The organism is Campylobacter sp. LR264d (assembly GCF_008633895.1).
Classification (GTDB): Bacteria; Campylobacterota; Campylobacteria; order Campylobacterales; family Campylobacteraceae; genus Campylobacter_D.
Map to the genome: position 1 here is coordinate 115,981 of NZ_VJNT01000016.1, position 14,969 is coordinate 130,949.

Genomic DNA, 14,969 nt, shown 5'->3' on the forward strand with positions numbered 1-14,969 from the left:
TCATTTGTCTTGGATGAGATTAGGAATTTAGATGGTCAAAGTATAAATTCGCTGATAAATGCACAAGTGGATTTTGAAGTCGATGGCAATAACGCAAAGGGCGTTTTTATCATGAAAAAGAGCTTTTCACTAGATTCTTTTAATGATGGTAGTCTATCGCCAATCAAGCTAAAGGCCTATATTTATTTGGTTTGTTCGCTTTTGTTTATGATACCAAGTGCTGGTTGGTTTTTTTGGGGAATAGGTTTTGTATTTTTAGTACTAGCTTCTATGAGTATAGCTAAAATAGCAAAGGTATCCTTAGTACCTAACATATTCTTAGCCTTTGAACTCTTCTTTTTTGGTATGTTGTTTATATTTTTCAATATAGCTGCTTTACTTTGGGGTGGAGGTTATACTTTAATCATAATAGGCTTTATAATGTTTCTTGCAAGTATATATTTTTATTACAGATTCTACAAAGTACTAGCCCTTGCTACAAATGAAAGATTTTTCCTTTATACTTTTTTGCTAAAGCAGCCTATACTTTATCGTTATTCTTTATTTTTATACCTTTTTTTGGTTGGTTTATAATCTACTTTTTACTAGTTGTTTCAGTTATAGTAGAAATCTTTGCTTGGATAAACTTTAAGGAAATTAAAACTATCAATTAATGTTTGTGGTGTTTTGCACCACAAATTTTTACTTATTTGATTTAGTTCTATTACAAGTCTTACAAAGCATTTGACAATTTTGCTTTTCTGTCTTTCCGCCTTCGCTCCACGGCTTTATATGGTCTGCTTCCATTTGTTCTATTTCAAATTTCTTGTTGCATTTTTTGCAGATTCCATTTTGCGCCTCAAAGACTTCTCGCTTGATATTCTCGCTAAATATGCGCAAATTCAAATGCTTTTCATTGCCACTTAGCACATACGCATAAATTCCCTTTTTGCTTTGTATCTCGTCATCTTGCATTAATGCCGAGATTTTTTTCTCCAGCTCGTTTTTATCCAAGCTTTTATCCTTAAACTCATTGTAGAAAAGTCCCCATTCTAGTCCTTTCATCTCTTTGCGATATTTTGGGAATTTCATTTCCACCCAGTCAATCACATTACAAAAATATCCCCATAATTTATCTGAGTTTTTCTCATCTTTTGCCGCCTTTGCCATATATTCGCAAATCGCCTTATCATCGCCTTTTTTCTCATAGCTTCTGCCCGTAATCCAGCCTAAAGCTAGCTCCAAAATCTCCTGCCTTATTACCATCGCGTTTATGTATTTATTGCCTTTTTGTTCGGCTAGACAATTTCTTTTGCTAAATCGCCTTTTTGCATCACTTAGCCACGCGCTCGTGTAAATGGCGTTTCTTAGCTCTTGCTCGGCTAGTTTCTCGCCAGCGATATTTATCACTCTAAACCATTCTAGCTTCTCGCTATCGCTTCCCTCGCAAATATAAATCATCAATTCATAATTCAAGAATTTCTCTTGTTCGTTATTTTCTAAATTGTGAAAATATCGTTCATTGACAGAAAAATTGCCCTCGTAATATTCGCAAATACTAATCGTTCGTTGCTGTCCGTCCAACACCTCAAATTCGGGCGAATCCTTATCCTCCGTCTGCCTTACCCAATAAATCGAATTTAGCGGAAAGCCCCTTGAAATCGTTTCAATCACGGCGTTTCGTTGTTTTTCTTGATAGACAAATTCCCTTTGATACTTTGGGCGAATGTTTAGATTTCCGCTATACTCGCCCACTTGCGAAGTCTCCTCATCGTTGAAATAGTCTTTTACTAAATCTCGGATTGTTATTCGTTTTAAGTCTATTTTCATTGTTTTTCCTTGGATTTTTGTTTTTGATTAGGATTCTTGCGTAAATACTAGAATACAACTCTCCTGTTTCACAATCTTGAAATGCCGGCTTTTCATCAGTTTTTGGATTAAATTTTCTATAAAGCGTTCCTTTGGCATTAAAGGTAAATTTTCCCGTTGGCAAGCCATTTTTATCTAAAATTTCCATTTTTTTATTACAGCTAAATTCAATAGAACCTACTATCCCTAATGCTAAAATATCGAATTGCTCGGGATTGTGTTTATCTAAAAAGGTTATTGGCACACCCATAACACCTTCATAATCTAGCGGAATCTCGCTCGTTTTATCCACATTTATAGCGTCATAATTGTCGTATTTTGGATATTTACTAGAATCTTTATAGTAACTAGCGATAGTCTCTAAATTTTCGTGTCGTTTTTTAATGTCTAGGTTTGTGAACCAGCAAATATTTCCCATAGAACGCCATTTTTGTCCATTATCATCTATCCAAAATCTTGTAGTCTTTTCTTCATAATCACTAGGTACTTTAAAGGCACAATAAGATAGACTTGAGCCAAGCCAAATTTGATTGTTTTTAATAAGTTTAAAAATTTCTTTATAAGTTATAGCATTTTGATTGCCGATAATCACAAATTTTTTATCATATTCCACTAGTTGCGCGACATATTCGCGAAATAAAGAAAATGGAGGATTTGTTACGACTATGTCGCTTTGTTTTAAGAACTTTATGCACTCATCGCTACGAAAATCACCGCCTTGTTTTAGCGTAATTTGTGGAGGATTCTTTTGGAAGTCGTTTCTCTCTCTCTCTCTCTTATTGTGTCTTTATCAAGAAGGCTAGGACTTATATATTCTTTGTTTTTGGCGACCATTTCGCGCGTGAGTTTTTCTGCGTAAGAATCGCCATCTTTATTGTAATGCGTGGTAATTAGGGATTTTAAGCTTAAAACTTCAAAATTCAATCTAAAATATCGGTGGAAATTACTATATTTAGGGTCATCGCAATTGCAGAAAATAACCTTGTCTTTGAAATGTTCTTTGTAATGTTTTAGCTCGTTTTCTATGTCGCTAAGTTGCGTGTAAAACTCGTCTTTCTTGGCTTCCTTAGCATTGTGTAAATTGTCATTTTTTGCCATTTGTAGTCTTTTTGCTAGTATTTATGAGTAAAATTATATAAAATCAAAACTTAAATTTATGCAAATATGCCTTTTTTGTTTGCTTATACAAAATGATATTAATTTAAAAAAATTTAGAATATTAAAATTGTACTAAACAAGGATTATTTAAAAAATAAAAGGCAGATGTTTTTCAGCAATTAATTTTTAATATCCACAACCACAACGGCCATTGCGAAATTTAAATCGTGAGATATACTAAGGCTTGAAGATTTAATATTAAAATATTTTTTAAGTTTTTTTGAGAATTTAAAAAAGGGTGAGCCATTTTTATCCTTACAAATTCTTATATCAAAAAAGCTACACTTCTTAGAAATTCCAACACCCAAGGCCTTACTTAAGGCCTCTTTCGCAGCCCAAAAACCAGCTATTGAATTTATAGAATGAATTATTTTTTGTTCTTTTTTGCTTAAAAATTTATCTAAAAATTTAGTGCTAAAATTATCATGTAATCTTTTTATACGATTAATGCTTACTAAATCACAACCCGTTTTTATCATGTTAAAAAAGCAAGAAAATCTTGCTTTATGATATTACAAAGTCAGCAAAAAAGACATTTTTAACAAAGCCATCGGTTAAAATTTCATTAATCTTACCGACAAGTTCATCTTTTAATCTTTCCTTGCCCTTTGCAGTGCCTACTTCTTCATAGGTTTTTGAAGTAAGCGTTCTAATGATAATGTCTCTTATAACAACCACCTTTTTTTCAAGTTCTGGCTGTAAAAGCTCGGTATTTTGTTCAAGTTGAATAGTGCATTTTACATATCTTGTGCCACTATCGCTTAGTAAATTTAGGGTAAATGGGTCAAGTGGATACATAGGACCTATATTTGAATAATCACTACCCCTAGAACCAGATTGTTTTTTAGCTATATTTTTATTTTTGCTTGTTTCTTGTGGTGCTTCTGTAACATTTTCATCGCTTGAAGTTGAAGTAATAAGCCAAGCGATAACGCCCATAAAGCCGATTAACAAGACAAATAGCAAAATAACTATTATAATGACAAAGGACCCACTTTTTTTCTTCTTCGCCTCGCCACCTTCTACTACTTCTTCTTCCATAATTTCCCTTTGTTTAATGAATTTAATGTAAAATTGTAGCAAATTTTTTTTTTCATTCCAAATTTTTTTAAGGTAAATTTGGAAATTTTATGAAATTTAAGGATAGATTAATGTTAGATGTAATTTTTAGAGAATATGATATAAGAGGGCTTTATGGCAAAGAATTAAACGAAAAAAGCGTTAAGGCAATAGGTTTTTGTCTTGGTAAAAAAATGCTAGAAAAAGCTTGTAAAAATGTAAGCGTGGGTTATGATGCAAGATATAGTGCAAATGAACTTTTTAATTATCTTGTAAGTGGACTAAATGCTACTGGTATAAGTATTTATAATATAGGGCTTGTGCCTACTCCACTAGGGTATTTTAGCTTATTTGAAGGCAGAAAATTTGACGCAAATATTATGATAACTGGTTCTCACAATCCAAAGGATTATAACGGCTTCAAAATCACTATTAATAGGGAGAGTTTCTTTGGACAAGATTTAAAAGAACTTTCAAAAGAAGTTAGTAAGCATTTAAACGATGATATAAAAGATGATTTGAGAGCTCAAAATTATGATATTTTAAGCCTGTATGTTGATTTTATGAGTAAGCAATTTGCTCATTTAAAAAGCTTTAATTATGATTTTTTAATTGATTGTTCAAATGGAGTGGCTGGGGTTGTGATTGAACCCTTAATGAAGGCTTTAAATTTAAGATCTAGTATTTTATTTGCAAAACCTGATGGCAATTTTCCAAACCATGCACCAGACCCTACTGAAACGCAAAATTTAAAACAAGCACAAGAATTTTTAGAAAAAAATCCTAACACAAAAATAGCCTTTGCTTTTGATGGAGATGCTGATAGAATGGTGGCTTTAAACAAAAATCATATATTTTGTGGGGATGAGCTTTGTTATTTGTTGGCAAGGGATATTGATAATCCTAGAATTTTAGCAGAAGTGAAGTGTTCTAAAAATCTTTTTGATGAGGTGGCTAAATTTGGCACTATTTTTATGGGAAAAACAGGGCATTCAAATATTAAAAAAATGATGAAAGAATTAAATATTGATTTAGCAGCAGAAGTTAGTGGTCACATATTTTTTAAGCATAGATATTTTGGTTATGATGATGGAATTTATGCCTTTTTACGCACCCTGGAATTAATTTATAAGGGCTTTGATTTACAAGGTTTAATTGATACTTTGCCAAAACTTTATACCACGCCTGAGATTAAAATAAGTGTAGATGAGGATAAGAAATTTAAGATAGTTGAAGAATTTAAAAAAGTGGTTAAAAATGCGAATTTAAAGGGCGTTAAAGAATATTGTGAGATAGATGGCGTAAGGATAAATTTTAACGATGGTTTTGCACTTTTAAGGGCTTCAAATACCAGTCCTTATTTAATAACTCGTTTTGAAGCCACTACAAAGCAAAGGGCAAGTGAGCTTGAAAAAACTATTTTTGATATATTAAATAGTTTAAGCCTTTAAGCTAATCTCATCTATCGCATTAATGGCATTTAAGCTTCTAGGATAGCCTATGTATGGGATTAAGGCAGTTACCACATTAATAAGCCTTTGTCTGTCATTGCCCATATTTAAATTTCCTCTTACATGTCCTTTTACTTGTTCTTGAGCCCCTCCCATAGAGATTAAATAAACAAAGGTTAAAAGTTCTCTAAATTGTAAATCCAAACCCTGTCTTGTATAATAATCCCCAAAACAATTAGCCGATAAAAAGGTTCTAATGTGCTTATAATCTTTAGGAGTTTCATCATTTGCTTTATCAATAATATCTCCAAAAATCTTTTTTTGAACGCTAAGCCCTTTTTCAAAACGTTCATTATACTTAACCCTGCCTTGTTCTTTAAGTGGCAAGGCTATATTAAATTCCTTATAAATTTCATTTGTGGCATTTATAAAATCAAGCACTTTAGGCATTCCTACATAAGCACTTGCTTGATAAATCATTTCTTTAATGGCTACTGGATTAACGCCGTTATTTAAGGCTGCCCTTAGGGTGATTTTAAACTCACTTAATGCAGGGATTGATACAAAACAAGCTAGACTTATTAACAAATATTCTTTAAGTTCTAAATTTGACGCCCTTAACGTCTCATCAAAGGCAAAATTTACATAGTTTTCAAAATACTCAGTATCGCTTTGTGCTAAGTCAATTAATGGCGATTTGGTATTTGAAAAAAGTTTGTCAAAATTTTTTTGTGCCGTTTTTGTAAATTTCATTTCTTTCTCCTTTGCTAATAAAAGCGTGTTAAAACTCATTAATAAAGCTGTTAAAATAACGCTTTTCTTTAAAAAATTACGTCTTTTCATGTGTACTCCTTAAAGTATATTATAAAGCATAATAGCTAGTCTAAGTCAAGGTCCTTATTATTAAACTTGTTGGTAGATTAAAATATTTTATTAATTCTTCTTCTTTTTTTCTCATTTGTCCCTCATCTACTTCGTGATCATAACCTAATAAATGAAGCATTGCATGTATGAAAAGTAAAGATAGTTCATCATTTAAACTATGATTAAACTCCACGGCCTTTTTTTTAGCTAAATCCAAATTTATAACTATACTTCCAAGTGGTAAATTTGGTATTATGGCTTGCAAGGGAAAGGATAAAACATCGGTACTTTTATCGATATTTCTGTGAGTTTTGTTAATTTCTTGCATTGTTTTATCATCAACAAAAAGTAGTTCTATATCCTTATCGCTTAAAAAAATAGCGATTTTTTCTAAAAATTTACAATCTTCATCACAAAGTATCATAAGCCCTCTTTAATCAAAGCATAAAGTTCATTTATCTCATCATCATCAAAAACCGAAGAATTCTTACTTTCATAAAATTCTTTTAATTTATCCTTATTAAAACCATAACTTTGAATACACTCATAATGGGCGGGTAAAAACGCCCTTACAAGTACTATATTTTGCGTAATTTTTTCATCGCATACAAAGCAAGTAAATTTTTTATGAAGTCTTCCCTCATGTTCTAAAATTCGCACATAAGCATCGATTATAATGCGTTTTGGATTTTGTTTATCAAATTTTTTCACGCACTCATTTAAAAGTTCAAAATAAAAATTATCAATACTTTCAACCCCATTTAAATGCTTATACAAAAGTCTTATAAAATCTTGCCATATAAGCATTTTTTCCCTTTGAAAAAGCCAGTAAAAGCCTATATGCAAGACATCTTTTAAGCGAGGTAAGAAACGTGAATTTTCTTCTAGGGCAAAGTCTATTTTATAGCCTGTTAAAATACTTGAATGCCTAAGTCCATAAAAACGATAGGTTTTAAAAATAGCCTTTTTACTTAGTATAAAAACGATTAAATCTTCATCTTTAACCCTTTGAGTATGCAATACAAAACCTTGCATTTAAGCCCTTAAATACATTTTAAGATATGATAAAATTGAGGTATGTTAAATTGTGGTGGAAAGGGGACTTCGGCTTGAAAATCCTTGTAAGTATTACCGGGCAAGTAATCTACAATCTCTATAGTATAAACAGCACTTGTATTTTTCATTTGAGCACTTTTTATATTTTTATTATCAAAAACCTCGCCACCAGTAACCTTTTTATTGGTAATTGTAAGATGCAAATAACATTTTTTTATATCATATTTTGTTAAATTTTCAACCCTGCCAGATACTATAACGCTTTCATTTTTTAAATTTCTAGCGTATGTTAGTTTGATTAAGTCAGCTTGAGTTATAAATTGATTAATCATAGAAAAAACAGAATATATTAAAATCGCTGTAAAAATGGTAGCTATGGTATAGGCTATTAAAACAAATTCTTTTTTTGTCTTAACCTTTAAAAAAATCAATACACAAGCTATAACATAAAGGGCTATAAAAATCAAAAGGCTTAACCAGTGAAATAAAGTAAAATGCATTTTAAAAACACTCCGAGCTAATTTTTAGACTATAATTTCCTTCTGGGTTAAAATTTTCAAAAGAAATTCTTTGGGGCTTACTAGCATTTTTTTTAAGTTCTTTTAAATTCACGCTTTTCTTGCGATATGCTATAAATTTATCCTTATAAACTTGGACAAAATCAGTACTATTGCTATCTTTATAAATTTTAGCTACGACGCTACACTCATTAAAATCATGCTTTGAAGTATTTTTAATATCAAAATCTAAAATTAAAGCACCAGTACTTGGTATAATCCTTTGTTGAGATATAAAAATTTCTCTTTTTCTTACCTCAAAATCAATAAAACGATATCCATAAATATACACAAAAACACAAGCAATTATATCAAAGGCTATTACCATTAAGGCAATAATAGGGCGATGCCTTAAAAATACACATAAAAATAAAATGCAAACGAAAAGAAAAAAAACAAATAATATTAAGGCATAATCAACCGTGTAAAAATGGCTCGTATAAAAAAGTACTATTTGTCTTAATCTTTCCACTTTTTTACCTAATTTGAATTTATAGCACTTTGCCTTTTAGTATCCTTTGTATCCACCCATATATTTGGAACTGCCCCACCTGGTGTTAGGAAAATTTTAGCATCATTATTTACCTTTAAGGCATCATTAAAGGCCTTTTGTGTTTCAATTTGCCTTAAATTTAATAAAGGATTATTTAAACTTTGTGCTATTTCTTTATTTGCGTAAGCTTGTGCATCGGCTTCAATCCTAGCAGCATCAGCACGGCCTCTTGAACTAATAATAGTAGCATTTGCCTCGCCTTCTGCTAAGGTGGCCTTTTTGATAGCTTCTTGGGCTGCTCTTTCTGCTTCTTGTTTTGCAATTTGTACTAGTTCAATTTGCTGTTTAACTCCTGTTGGCAAAACAATTTCTCTAAGTTGAACCGAATTTAAAGTAACGGGGTGATTTGGCAATGCAGCTATAGTTCTACCTATATCTTCGTTAATTTGCTGTGCTATTGCATTACGATTTGCAGGCAATTCCTCGGCCGTATACTTACCAACCACGCTACGAACGACATCTCTAACTGTAGGATCTATGATTTTATCCTCCCAGTTTACATTCCAAGTAGCTATTGTTTGAGGGACTACATTTTCATTTAAGCTATATTGCACTGTTACATCTATTGAAACGCTAAGCCCTCTACTATCTAAAACAGAGATTGAACTTTTATTAATCACACCTGAACCTCTTTGCAAAGAACTTTCATTAACGCCTTCAACAGAAGCATAGGTCATTTGTCTAACCTTAGTATCTACAACTATGATTTTTTGCAAGATAGGTATAAAAAAATGAAGTCCAGGGCGAAGTGGTTCTGAACTAAATTCCCCCGTAGTTACCTTTATGCCCATTTCACCTGAATTTACAATGGCAAAAGGCTTTGCAACGGCTAATAAAACGATAATTATAAAAACTATAGTAAGCCATGGTGATAATTTTGAAAAGCCCTTAAAATTTAAATCAGGGGCTTTAAAATTGAAATTTCTATTAGAATTGCTATTTGAGTTTGAATTTTTTTTATTAAAATAATCATTTAAATCTGCTGGCATTTAAATCCTTTAAATATAAGTTAGCATAGATGCAAATTTTTCATTGCGTCCATAAACTACATCAAAATATGCATCTTGAAGTTTTTTAGTAAGACTTCCTCTTGTACCATTGCCTATTTTTCTTGCATCTATTGTATTAACCGGGGTAATCTCAGCTGCAGTTCCTGTTAAAAAGGTCTCGTCTGCTGTGTAGGCCTCGTCCCTTGTAATCCTTTGTCTAAGTACTTCAATACCTAAGAATTTAGCTATTTTAATGGTAGTATCCTGGGTTATACTTTTTAATGAAAAATCATTTGGAGGAGTGATTAAAACCCCATCTTTTACTATAAAAAAGCACTCTCCTGTACCTTCTGCTATAAAGCCTTCTTCATCAAGCATTAAGGCTTCTTCGTAACCACACTCGACGGCTTCGTATTTTGCAATTTGTGAATTTAAATAATTTGCACTAGCCTTTGCCTTATTCATAGAAGATTTAACGCTATTTCTAGCAAGGCTTGAAATTTTAACCCTAATGCCTTTTTCTAAACCCTCATCTCCTAAATAAGCCCCCCATTGCCAAGCAGCTATACCGACTCTAACAGGGGCTTTTGCATGGTAAAGTCCCATAACACCATCGCCTAAGAAAATCAAAGGTCTTATATAGGTATTTTCTTGAAAATTATTTGCTCTTAATAGTTCAATTTGAGCTTTTTCTAAATCATCTTGAGAATAAGGACAATTTAAAAGGGTAATTTTAGCCGATTCTAAAAGCCTTTTTGTATGTTCTTTTAGTCTAAAAATTGCTAAACCCTTATTTGTTTTATAAGCCCTAGTACCTTCAAAAACAGCATTCCCATAATGTAAAGAATGTGTTAAAAAATGCAAGGTAGCATCTTTAAAATCAACTAACTTCCCATCAAGCCAAATTTTATCTGCCTTAATCATCATTTTACCTTTATTTAAATTTAAATGTGAGATTTTAGCAAAATTATACTAACAATAAAATAAAGTTTATTTATTATTAATTTTAAGCTATACTTTCAAAAATTTTTAAAGGAGATAAAATGCCTATTGTTCATATTACAACAGCAAAACCAGCTTTAAGCAAAGAAGAAAAGGCAAATTTGATTGCTGATATAACTGAGCTTTTAAGCACAAAATACAATAAAAATAAAGAAAGAATAGTGGTTATGATAAAAGATATTGACCCTTTTGATATAGGTTTTGGTGGTATTAGCGTTGAAGAAATTAAAAATCGGGCTAGTAAATGAGTTTAAAAGTAGGTGATAAGGCACCTGATTTTTGTCTTTTAAATAGCGATGGGGTAGAAATTTGTCTTAAAGATTTATTAGGTAAAAAAATAGTTTTGTATTTTTATCCAAAAGACAATACGCCAGGTTGTACCCAACAAGCTTGTGATTTTAGTGAAAATTTTGATAAATTTAGCGATAAAAATGCCATAATTGTAGGTATTAGTCCTGATTCAGTGAAAAGTCATACAAAATTTAGTGATAAATTTAAGTTAAAACATATTTTATTAAGCGATGAAGACAAAGAAGTATCAAAGGTTTACGGCGTTTGGGGACTTAAGAAAAATTATGGAAAAGAATATGAAGGTATTATAAGAACTACTTTTATTATCGATGAAAAAGGAAAAATTATTCAAATTTATCAAAAGGTTAGCGTTAAAGAACATGCCTTAAAAGTGTTAGAAAGTCTTTAAATTTCAATGCTAGTTCATATTTGTTGTAGCGTGGACAGTCATTTTTTTATAAGTGAGTTAAAAAAAGCTTATCCAAATGAAAATTTAATAGGCTTTTTTTACGATCCAAATATACACCCTTATAGTGAATATGAACTTCGCTTTTTAGATGTTAAAAGGAGTTGTGATAAATTGAATATCAAACTTTATAAGGGTGAGTATGATTATGAATTGTGGCTAAATTTGGTTAAGGGTCTTGAAAACGAACCAGAAAAGGGTAAGAGGTGTAATGTTTGTTTTGATATAAGGATACAAAAAAGTGCCCAATTTGCTAAAAAAATAGGCGAAAAAAAACTTACTACTACGCTTTTAACTAGTCCTAAAAAGGATTTTACTCAACTTGAAAACGTCTTAAAAAAGGAATGTAAGCCCTATAATATCGAAGTAATTGCACCTGATTTTAGAAAAAATGGTGGCACTCAAAGACAATTTGCCCTAGCAAAGAAAGAAAGGCTTTACCATCAAAATTATTGTGGTTGCTTGTATGCACTTTCTAAACAAAAAGAAAATAAAAATTTTATAGCTGAGTTTATATCACCTATTAATAAACAAATTCTTCCAGCTAGTATAGAAGAGAAAAAAAATTTTTATAAAAAGCTTAATAATTTAGAAAAAAAGGGCGTTAATTTTGAACTTGTTAGGGAAAAATTTTTAAATTATCGCTTGCTTTTTGGACTTGTGAAATTTAATAAAAAGCCTGTAAAAACGCATATTTTATTTTATTCTCATTTTAAAAACTCATATACAAAATTTGCTTTAAACGATGATATAAAAGGAATTTATAGGTCCTTAAAAGATGAGCTTGTTTTGCTCGATTTTAATTTTTTAAATGCCCTTTGTAAGAATAAATTTAAAGATTTTAATGATTTTTTAAAAAGGTCTCTTAGCATAAAACAAGAAATTTTGCTTAGAAAAAAGCTTTTTGATGATTATAATCTTAGTGGGGTAATTATCTTTGAAGAACTAAAAAAAGGAAGTTATGAGTTTATTTGCAGGAATGAAATTTATTTTGATACAAGGGAAAAAATTATTAAAATTAATTAGTGTTTAATTTAAAAATGTAAAATTACCTTTTTAAAAACGCAAAAGCTAACTAAAATTAAAAAAAATTTTAAATTTTTAGCCTTGCTTTTATGCTTTTATAATATTTATTTTTGTAAAATTAAAGATTGTTATTTTTAAAGGTTTAAAGCTTATGATTGATATAATGCAAATTCAAGCAATTTTGCCACATAGATACCCTTTTTTGCTAGTTGATAGGATAGTAGAGTTAAAAATAGGTGAATTTGTAAAAGGTTATAAAAATATAAGTATTAGCGATGCTGTATTTATGGGACATTTTCCTAATCACCCTATTTATCCTGGTGTTTTAATCTTAGAGGGAATGGCACAAACTGGTGGTGTTTTGGCCTTTAAAAGCATGCACGATGAGATAAATCCTGCTGAAAAAGTAGTTTATTTTACTGGTATTGATAATGCTAAATTTAGAAACCCTGTTCGCGTAGGCGATAGGCTTGATTATGAAATGAATGTAGTTAAAAATCGTGGTGCTTTATGGGTTTTTGAGGGTAAGGCTCTTGTAAATGAAGTTTTGGTCGCACAGGCTGAACTTAAAGCTATGATAATGGATAGATAATGCAAAAAATACACCCAAGTGCTGTCATAGAAGATGGGGCTATAATCGGTGATGAGGTTGAGATAGAAGCCTATGCCTTTGTAAGTAAAGAAGCAAAAATAGGCAACAAAGTTATTATAAAACAAGGTGCAAGGGTGTTAGCAAACACAAGTATAGGCGATGGAAGTAGAATTTTTTCCTATGCTATTATAGGTGATATTCCACAAGATATCTCTTATAAGGATGAGCAAAAAACAGGGGTTATTATAGGAAAAAACGCTGTTATAAGGGAATTTAGCACTATAAATTCAGGCACAGCTAAAGGAGATGGCTTTACAAGAATTGCTGATAATGCTTTTATAATGGCATATTCTCACATAGCACATGATTGCGTTTTAGGAAGTAATATTATCTTAGCAAATAATGTTACCTTAGCTGGTCATGTTGAAATTGGAGATTTTAGCGTGGTTGGTGGGCTTACTCCTATTCATCAATTTGTTAGGGTTGGTGAGGGTTGTATGATAGCAGGTGCATCTGCCTTATCGCAAGACATAGTGCCTTTTTGCTTAGCTGAGGGCAATAGGGCTAGTATTAGAAGTTTAAATTTAATCGGCCTTCGTCGTAGATTTGATAAAGAAGAGGTTGAAATTTTAAACAAGGCTTATAAATTTTTATTTAGAAAGGGTGATTTAAAAGAAAATGCTAAAAATTTGTTACAAACAAATGATAATGAAAATGTGAAAAAAATGTGTAATTTTATACTTGAAACGAAGAGAGGAATTCCTATTTATAGAGGTAAAAATGGCTAAGACTTGTAATTTTTGTGGCGAAGAAGAAAGTGCTGATAGAAGAATTCTAGCAGATGAAACGGATAGTGTTTGCATTTGCGAATATTGTATCGGTGGGGCTTATGGTATCATTTATGGTGAAGAAGATAATCTAGAAAAATTAGATAATCTAGACTTGCATGGACACGGACATACTTTCCATGGTGGTTCAGATTATGGATTAAAAAATTTAACACCTAAGGAGTTAAAGGCCTATTTAGATCGCTATGTTATCGGGCAAGAACAGGCTAAAAAGATTTTTAGCGTAGGTGTTTATAATCATTATAAAAGATTATTTAGAGCTAGTTCAAGGCTGGATTTAAAGGATGATGATACAGAATTATTTAAATCAAATATCTTACTAGTTGGACCTACTGGAAGTGGAAAAACACTTTTAGCACAAACCTTAGCTAGATTTTTAGATGTGCCTATTGCAATTTGTGATGCTACTTCCTTAACCGAGGCTGGTTATGTTGGAGAGGATGTTGAAAATATCCTTACAAGATTAGTACAAGCTGCTGATGGCGATGTAGAAAGGGCTCAAAAGGGCATTGTTTTTATAGATGAGATAGATAAAATTGCTAGAATGAGTGAGAATCGTTCTATTACAAGAGATGTTAGTGGAGAAGGCGTTCAACAAGCTTTACTTAAAATTATAGAAGGCTCACTAGTAAATATACCACCAAAAGGAGGTCGAAAACACCCAAATCAAGACTTTATACAAATTGATACCTCAAATATTTTATTTGTTTGTGGTGGTGCCTTTGATGGCATACAAGAAATTTTAAAACGCAAACTTGGCGACAAGGTTATGGGTTTTTTTGATGAAGGCGATAATAAAAAAAATAAAGAATTGCTTGAAAAGATAGAACCTGATGACTTAGTGCATTTTGGATTGATACCTGAACTTATAGGTAGATTACATATAATTGCTACCTTAAATGAGCTTGAAGAAGATGATATGATTAGGATATTAACAGAGCCAAAAAATGCAATTATTAAGCAGTATCAAAAGCTTTTTGCAATTGATGATGTAAATTTGAAATTTGAAGATGATGCGATAAGGGCTATTGCTCAATTAGCCTTAGAACGCAAAACAGGGGCGAGAGGACTTAGGAGTATCATAGAAGAAATGATGGTTGATTTAATGTTTGAATTACCAGATTATAAGGACTATGATATTATTATTACAAAAGAGGTTGTTTGCGAAGGTGCAAAGGCCTTATTTATAAAAAGAAAAATCAGCTAAAA

The 14,969-nt window shown here is 31.3% G+C and carries 20 protein-coding genes; 8 read left to right on the forward strand and 12 right to left on the reverse strand.

Going from position 1 to position 14,969, the window contains the following annotated elements; genetic code table 11:
* Window positions 1–9 precede the first annotated feature (9 nt).
* The gene (locus tag FMM56_RS04290) at window positions 10–573 is read left to right on the forward strand and encodes a hypothetical protein (RefSeq protein WP_150207857.1); all 564 of its coding nucleotides are present in this window, start codon (window positions 10–12) and stop codon (window positions 571–573) included.
* 108 nt (window positions 574–681) lie between these two features.
* Here the strand turns inward: FMM56_RS04290 and FMM56_RS04295 are convergent, their stop codons facing one another.
* From FMM56_RS04295 to fliL, 5 genes are all read right to left on the reverse strand, one after another.
* The gene (locus FMM56_RS04295; protein WP_150207859.1) at window positions 682–1,809 is read right to left on the reverse strand and encodes an HNH endonuclease family protein; all 1,128 of its coding nucleotides are present in this window, start codon (window positions 1,807–1,809) and stop codon (window positions 682–684) included.
* Window positions 1,748–2,581 (reverse strand): adenine-specific methyltransferase EcoRI family protein, encoded by an 834-nt coding sequence (locus tag FMM56_RS04300; RefSeq protein WP_150207861.1) that lies wholly within the window; start codon window positions 2,579–2,581, stop codon window positions 1,748–1,750. Before FMM56_RS04300 ends, FMM56_RS04295 begins: the two co-directional genes overlap by 62 nt.
* Window positions 2,572–2,946: an adenine-specific methyltransferase EcoRI family protein gene (locus FMM56_RS09195; protein WP_150207863.1), complete on the reverse strand. Its 375-nt coding sequence runs from the start codon at window positions 2,944–2,946 to the stop codon at window positions 2,572–2,574. The genes FMM56_RS04300 and FMM56_RS09195 overlap by 10 nt, the downstream gene beginning before the upstream one ends.
* Window positions 2,947–3,125: 179 nt before the next feature.
* Complete coding sequence (acpS, locus tag FMM56_RS04310; protein ID WP_150151643.1) at window positions 3,126–3,482, reverse strand: holo-ACP synthase; 357 nt, start codon at window positions 3,480–3,482, stop codon at window positions 3,126–3,128.
* 28 nt (window positions 3,483–3,510) lie between these two features.
* The gene (fliL, locus tag FMM56_RS04315; protein WP_150139890.1) at window positions 3,511–4,047 is read right to left on the reverse strand and encodes a flagellar basal body-associated protein FliL; all 537 of its coding nucleotides are present in this window, start codon (window positions 4,045–4,047) and stop codon (window positions 3,511–3,513) included.
* A 110-nt stretch (window positions 4,048–4,157) separates the two neighbouring features.
* On the opposite strand from fliL, the gene FMM56_RS04320 reads away from it, so the two are divergent.
* Window positions 4,158–5,516 (forward strand): phosphomannomutase/phosphoglucomutase, encoded by a 1,359-nt coding sequence (locus FMM56_RS04320; RefSeq protein ID WP_411675348.1) that lies wholly within the window; start codon window positions 4,158–4,160, stop codon window positions 5,514–5,516.
* Here the strand turns inward: FMM56_RS04320 and FMM56_RS04325 are convergent.
* The 7 genes from FMM56_RS04325 to ilvE are packed head-to-tail and all read right to left on the reverse strand — an operon-like array spanning window position 5,505 to window position 10,459.
* On the reverse strand, window positions 5,505–6,359 hold the full coding sequence (locus FMM56_RS04325; protein WP_223811467.1) for a carboxymuconolactone decarboxylase family protein: 855 nt from the start codon (window positions 6,357–6,359) through the stop codon (window positions 5,505–5,507). The genes FMM56_RS04320 and FMM56_RS04325 overlap by 12 nt on opposite strands.
* 40 nt (window positions 6,360–6,399) lie before the next feature.
* Window positions 6,400–6,804 carry an rRNA maturation RNase YbeY gene (gene ybeY / locus FMM56_RS04330; RefSeq protein ID WP_150139888.1) on the reverse strand — a complete coding sequence of 135 codons (405 nt, stop codon included), beginning with the start codon at window positions 6,802–6,804 and terminating at the stop codon, window positions 6,400–6,402.
* The gene (gene recO / locus FMM56_RS04335) at window positions 6,801–7,415 is read right to left on the reverse strand and encodes a recombination protein RecO (RefSeq protein WP_150139887.1); all 615 of its coding nucleotides are present in this window, start codon (window positions 7,413–7,415) and stop codon (window positions 6,801–6,803) included. Before recO ends, ybeY begins: the two co-directional genes overlap by 4 nt.
* 8 nt (window positions 7,416–7,423) lie before the next feature.
* The gene (locus tag FMM56_RS04340) at window positions 7,424–7,936 is read right to left on the reverse strand and encodes a DUF2393 family protein (RefSeq protein WP_150139886.1); all 513 of its coding nucleotides are present in this window, start codon (window positions 7,934–7,936) and stop codon (window positions 7,424–7,426) included.
* 1 nt (window position 7,937) lies between these two features.
* The gene (locus FMM56_RS04345; RefSeq protein ID WP_150139885.1) at window positions 7,938–8,465 is read right to left on the reverse strand and encodes a DUF2393 family protein; all 528 of its coding nucleotides are present in this window, start codon (window positions 8,463–8,465) and stop codon (window positions 7,938–7,940) included.
* Between the two features lie 8 nt (window positions 8,466–8,473).
* On the reverse strand, window positions 8,474–9,535 hold the full coding sequence (locus FMM56_RS04350; RefSeq protein WP_150139884.1) for a prohibitin family protein: 1,062 nt from the start codon (window positions 9,533–9,535) through the stop codon (window positions 8,474–8,476).
* Between the two features lie 9 nt (window positions 9,536–9,544).
* Window positions 9,545–10,459: a branched-chain-amino-acid transaminase gene (gene ilvE, locus FMM56_RS04355; RefSeq protein WP_150139883.1), complete on the reverse strand. Its 915-nt coding sequence runs from the start codon at window positions 10,457–10,459 to the stop codon at window positions 9,545–9,547.
* Between the two features lie 119 nt (window positions 10,460–10,578).
* Between ilvE and FMM56_RS04360 the strand changes: the two genes are divergently transcribed.
* From FMM56_RS04360 to clpX, 6 genes are all read left to right on the forward strand, one after another.
* Complete coding sequence (locus tag FMM56_RS04360; RefSeq protein WP_150139882.1) at window positions 10,579–10,785, forward strand: tautomerase family protein; 207 nt, start codon at window positions 10,579–10,581, stop codon at window positions 10,783–10,785.
* Window positions 10,782–11,237, forward strand: coding sequence for a thioredoxin-dependent thiol peroxidase (gene bcp / locus FMM56_RS04365; RefSeq protein ID WP_150180374.1), 456 nt, complete (start codon window positions 10,782–10,784; stop codon window positions 11,235–11,237). The genes FMM56_RS04360 and bcp overlap by 4 nt, the downstream gene beginning before the upstream one ends.
* Before the next feature lie 6 nt (window positions 11,238–11,243).
* A complete protein-coding gene (locus tag FMM56_RS04370; protein ID WP_150180375.1) occupies window positions 11,244–12,320 on the forward strand; it encodes an epoxyqueuosine reductase QueH in 1,077 nt (358 codons plus the stop codon).
* 151 nt (window positions 12,321–12,471) lie between these two features.
* Complete coding sequence (fabZ, locus tag FMM56_RS04375; RefSeq protein ID WP_150139879.1) at window positions 12,472–12,912, forward strand: 3-hydroxyacyl-ACP dehydratase FabZ; 441 nt, start codon at window positions 12,472–12,474, stop codon at window positions 12,910–12,912.
* Window positions 12,912–13,700 carry an acyl-ACP--UDP-N-acetylglucosamine O-acyltransferase gene (gene lpxA / locus FMM56_RS04380; RefSeq protein WP_150151581.1) on the forward strand — a complete coding sequence of 263 codons (789 nt, stop codon included), beginning with the start codon at window positions 12,912–12,914 and terminating at the stop codon, window positions 13,698–13,700. The genes fabZ and lpxA overlap by 1 nt, the downstream gene beginning before the upstream one ends.
* Window positions 13,693–14,967 (forward strand): ATP-dependent Clp protease ATP-binding subunit ClpX, encoded by a 1,275-nt coding sequence (gene clpX, locus FMM56_RS04385; protein WP_150139877.1) that lies wholly within the window; start codon window positions 13,693–13,695, stop codon window positions 14,965–14,967. Before lpxA ends, clpX begins: the two co-directional genes overlap by 8 nt.
* The last annotated feature ends 2 nt before the right edge of the window (window positions 14,968–14,969 follow it).

Coding starts and splice junctions, on each gene's coding strand:
- FMM56_RS04295 (WP_150207859.1), bottom strand. CDS start 1,809: ATGAAAATAGACTTAAAACGAATAACAATCCGAGATTTAGTAAAAGAC.
- FMM56_RS09195 (WP_150207863.1), bottom strand. CDS start 2,946: ATGGCAAAAAATGACAATTTACACAATGCTAAGGAAGCCAAGAAAGAC.
- fliL (WP_150139890.1), bottom strand. CDS start 4,047: ATGGAAGAAGAAGTAGTAGAAGGTGGCGAGGCGAAGAAGAAAAAAAGT.
- FMM56_RS04320 (WP_411675348.1), top strand. CDS start 4,158: ATGTTAGATGTAATTTTTAGAGAATATGATATAAGAGGGCTTTATGGC.
- FMM56_RS04325 (WP_223811467.1), bottom strand. CDS start 6,359: ATGAAAAGACGTAATTTTTTAAAGAAAAGCGTTATTTTAACAGCTTTA.
- ybeY (WP_150139888.1), bottom strand. CDS start 6,804: ATGATACTTTGTGATGAAGATTGTAAATTTTTAGAAAAAATCGCTATT.
- recO (WP_150139887.1), bottom strand. CDS start 7,415: ATGCAAGGTTTTGTATTGCATACTCAAAGGGTTAAAGATGAAGATTTA.
- FMM56_RS04340 (WP_150139886.1), bottom strand. CDS start 7,936: ATGCATTTTACTTTATTTCACTGGTTAAGCCTTTTGATTTTTATAGCC.
- FMM56_RS04350 (WP_150139884.1), bottom strand. CDS start 9,535: ATGCCAGCAGATTTAAATGATTATTTTAATAAAAAAAATTCAAACTCA.
- ilvE (WP_150139883.1), bottom strand. CDS start 10,459: ATGATTAAGGCAGATAAAATTTGGCTTGATGGGAAGTTAGTTGATTTT.
- FMM56_RS04360 (WP_150139882.1), top strand. CDS start 10,579: ATGCCTATTGTTCATATTACAACAGCAAAACCAGCTTTAAGCAAAGAA.
- bcp (WP_150180374.1), top strand. CDS start 10,782: ATGAGTTTAAAAGTAGGTGATAAGGCACCTGATTTTTGTCTTTTAAAT.
- FMM56_RS04370 (WP_150180375.1), top strand. CDS start 11,244: ATGCTAGTTCATATTTGTTGTAGCGTGGACAGTCATTTTTTTATAAGT.
- fabZ (WP_150139879.1), top strand. CDS start 12,472: ATGATTGATATAATGCAAATTCAAGCAATTTTGCCACATAGATACCCT.
- lpxA (WP_150151581.1), top strand. CDS start 12,912: ATGCAAAAAATACACCCAAGTGCTGTCATAGAAGATGGGGCTATAATC.
- clpX (WP_150139877.1), top strand. CDS start 13,693: ATGGCTAAGACTTGTAATTTTTGTGGCGAAGAAGAAAGTGCTGATAGA.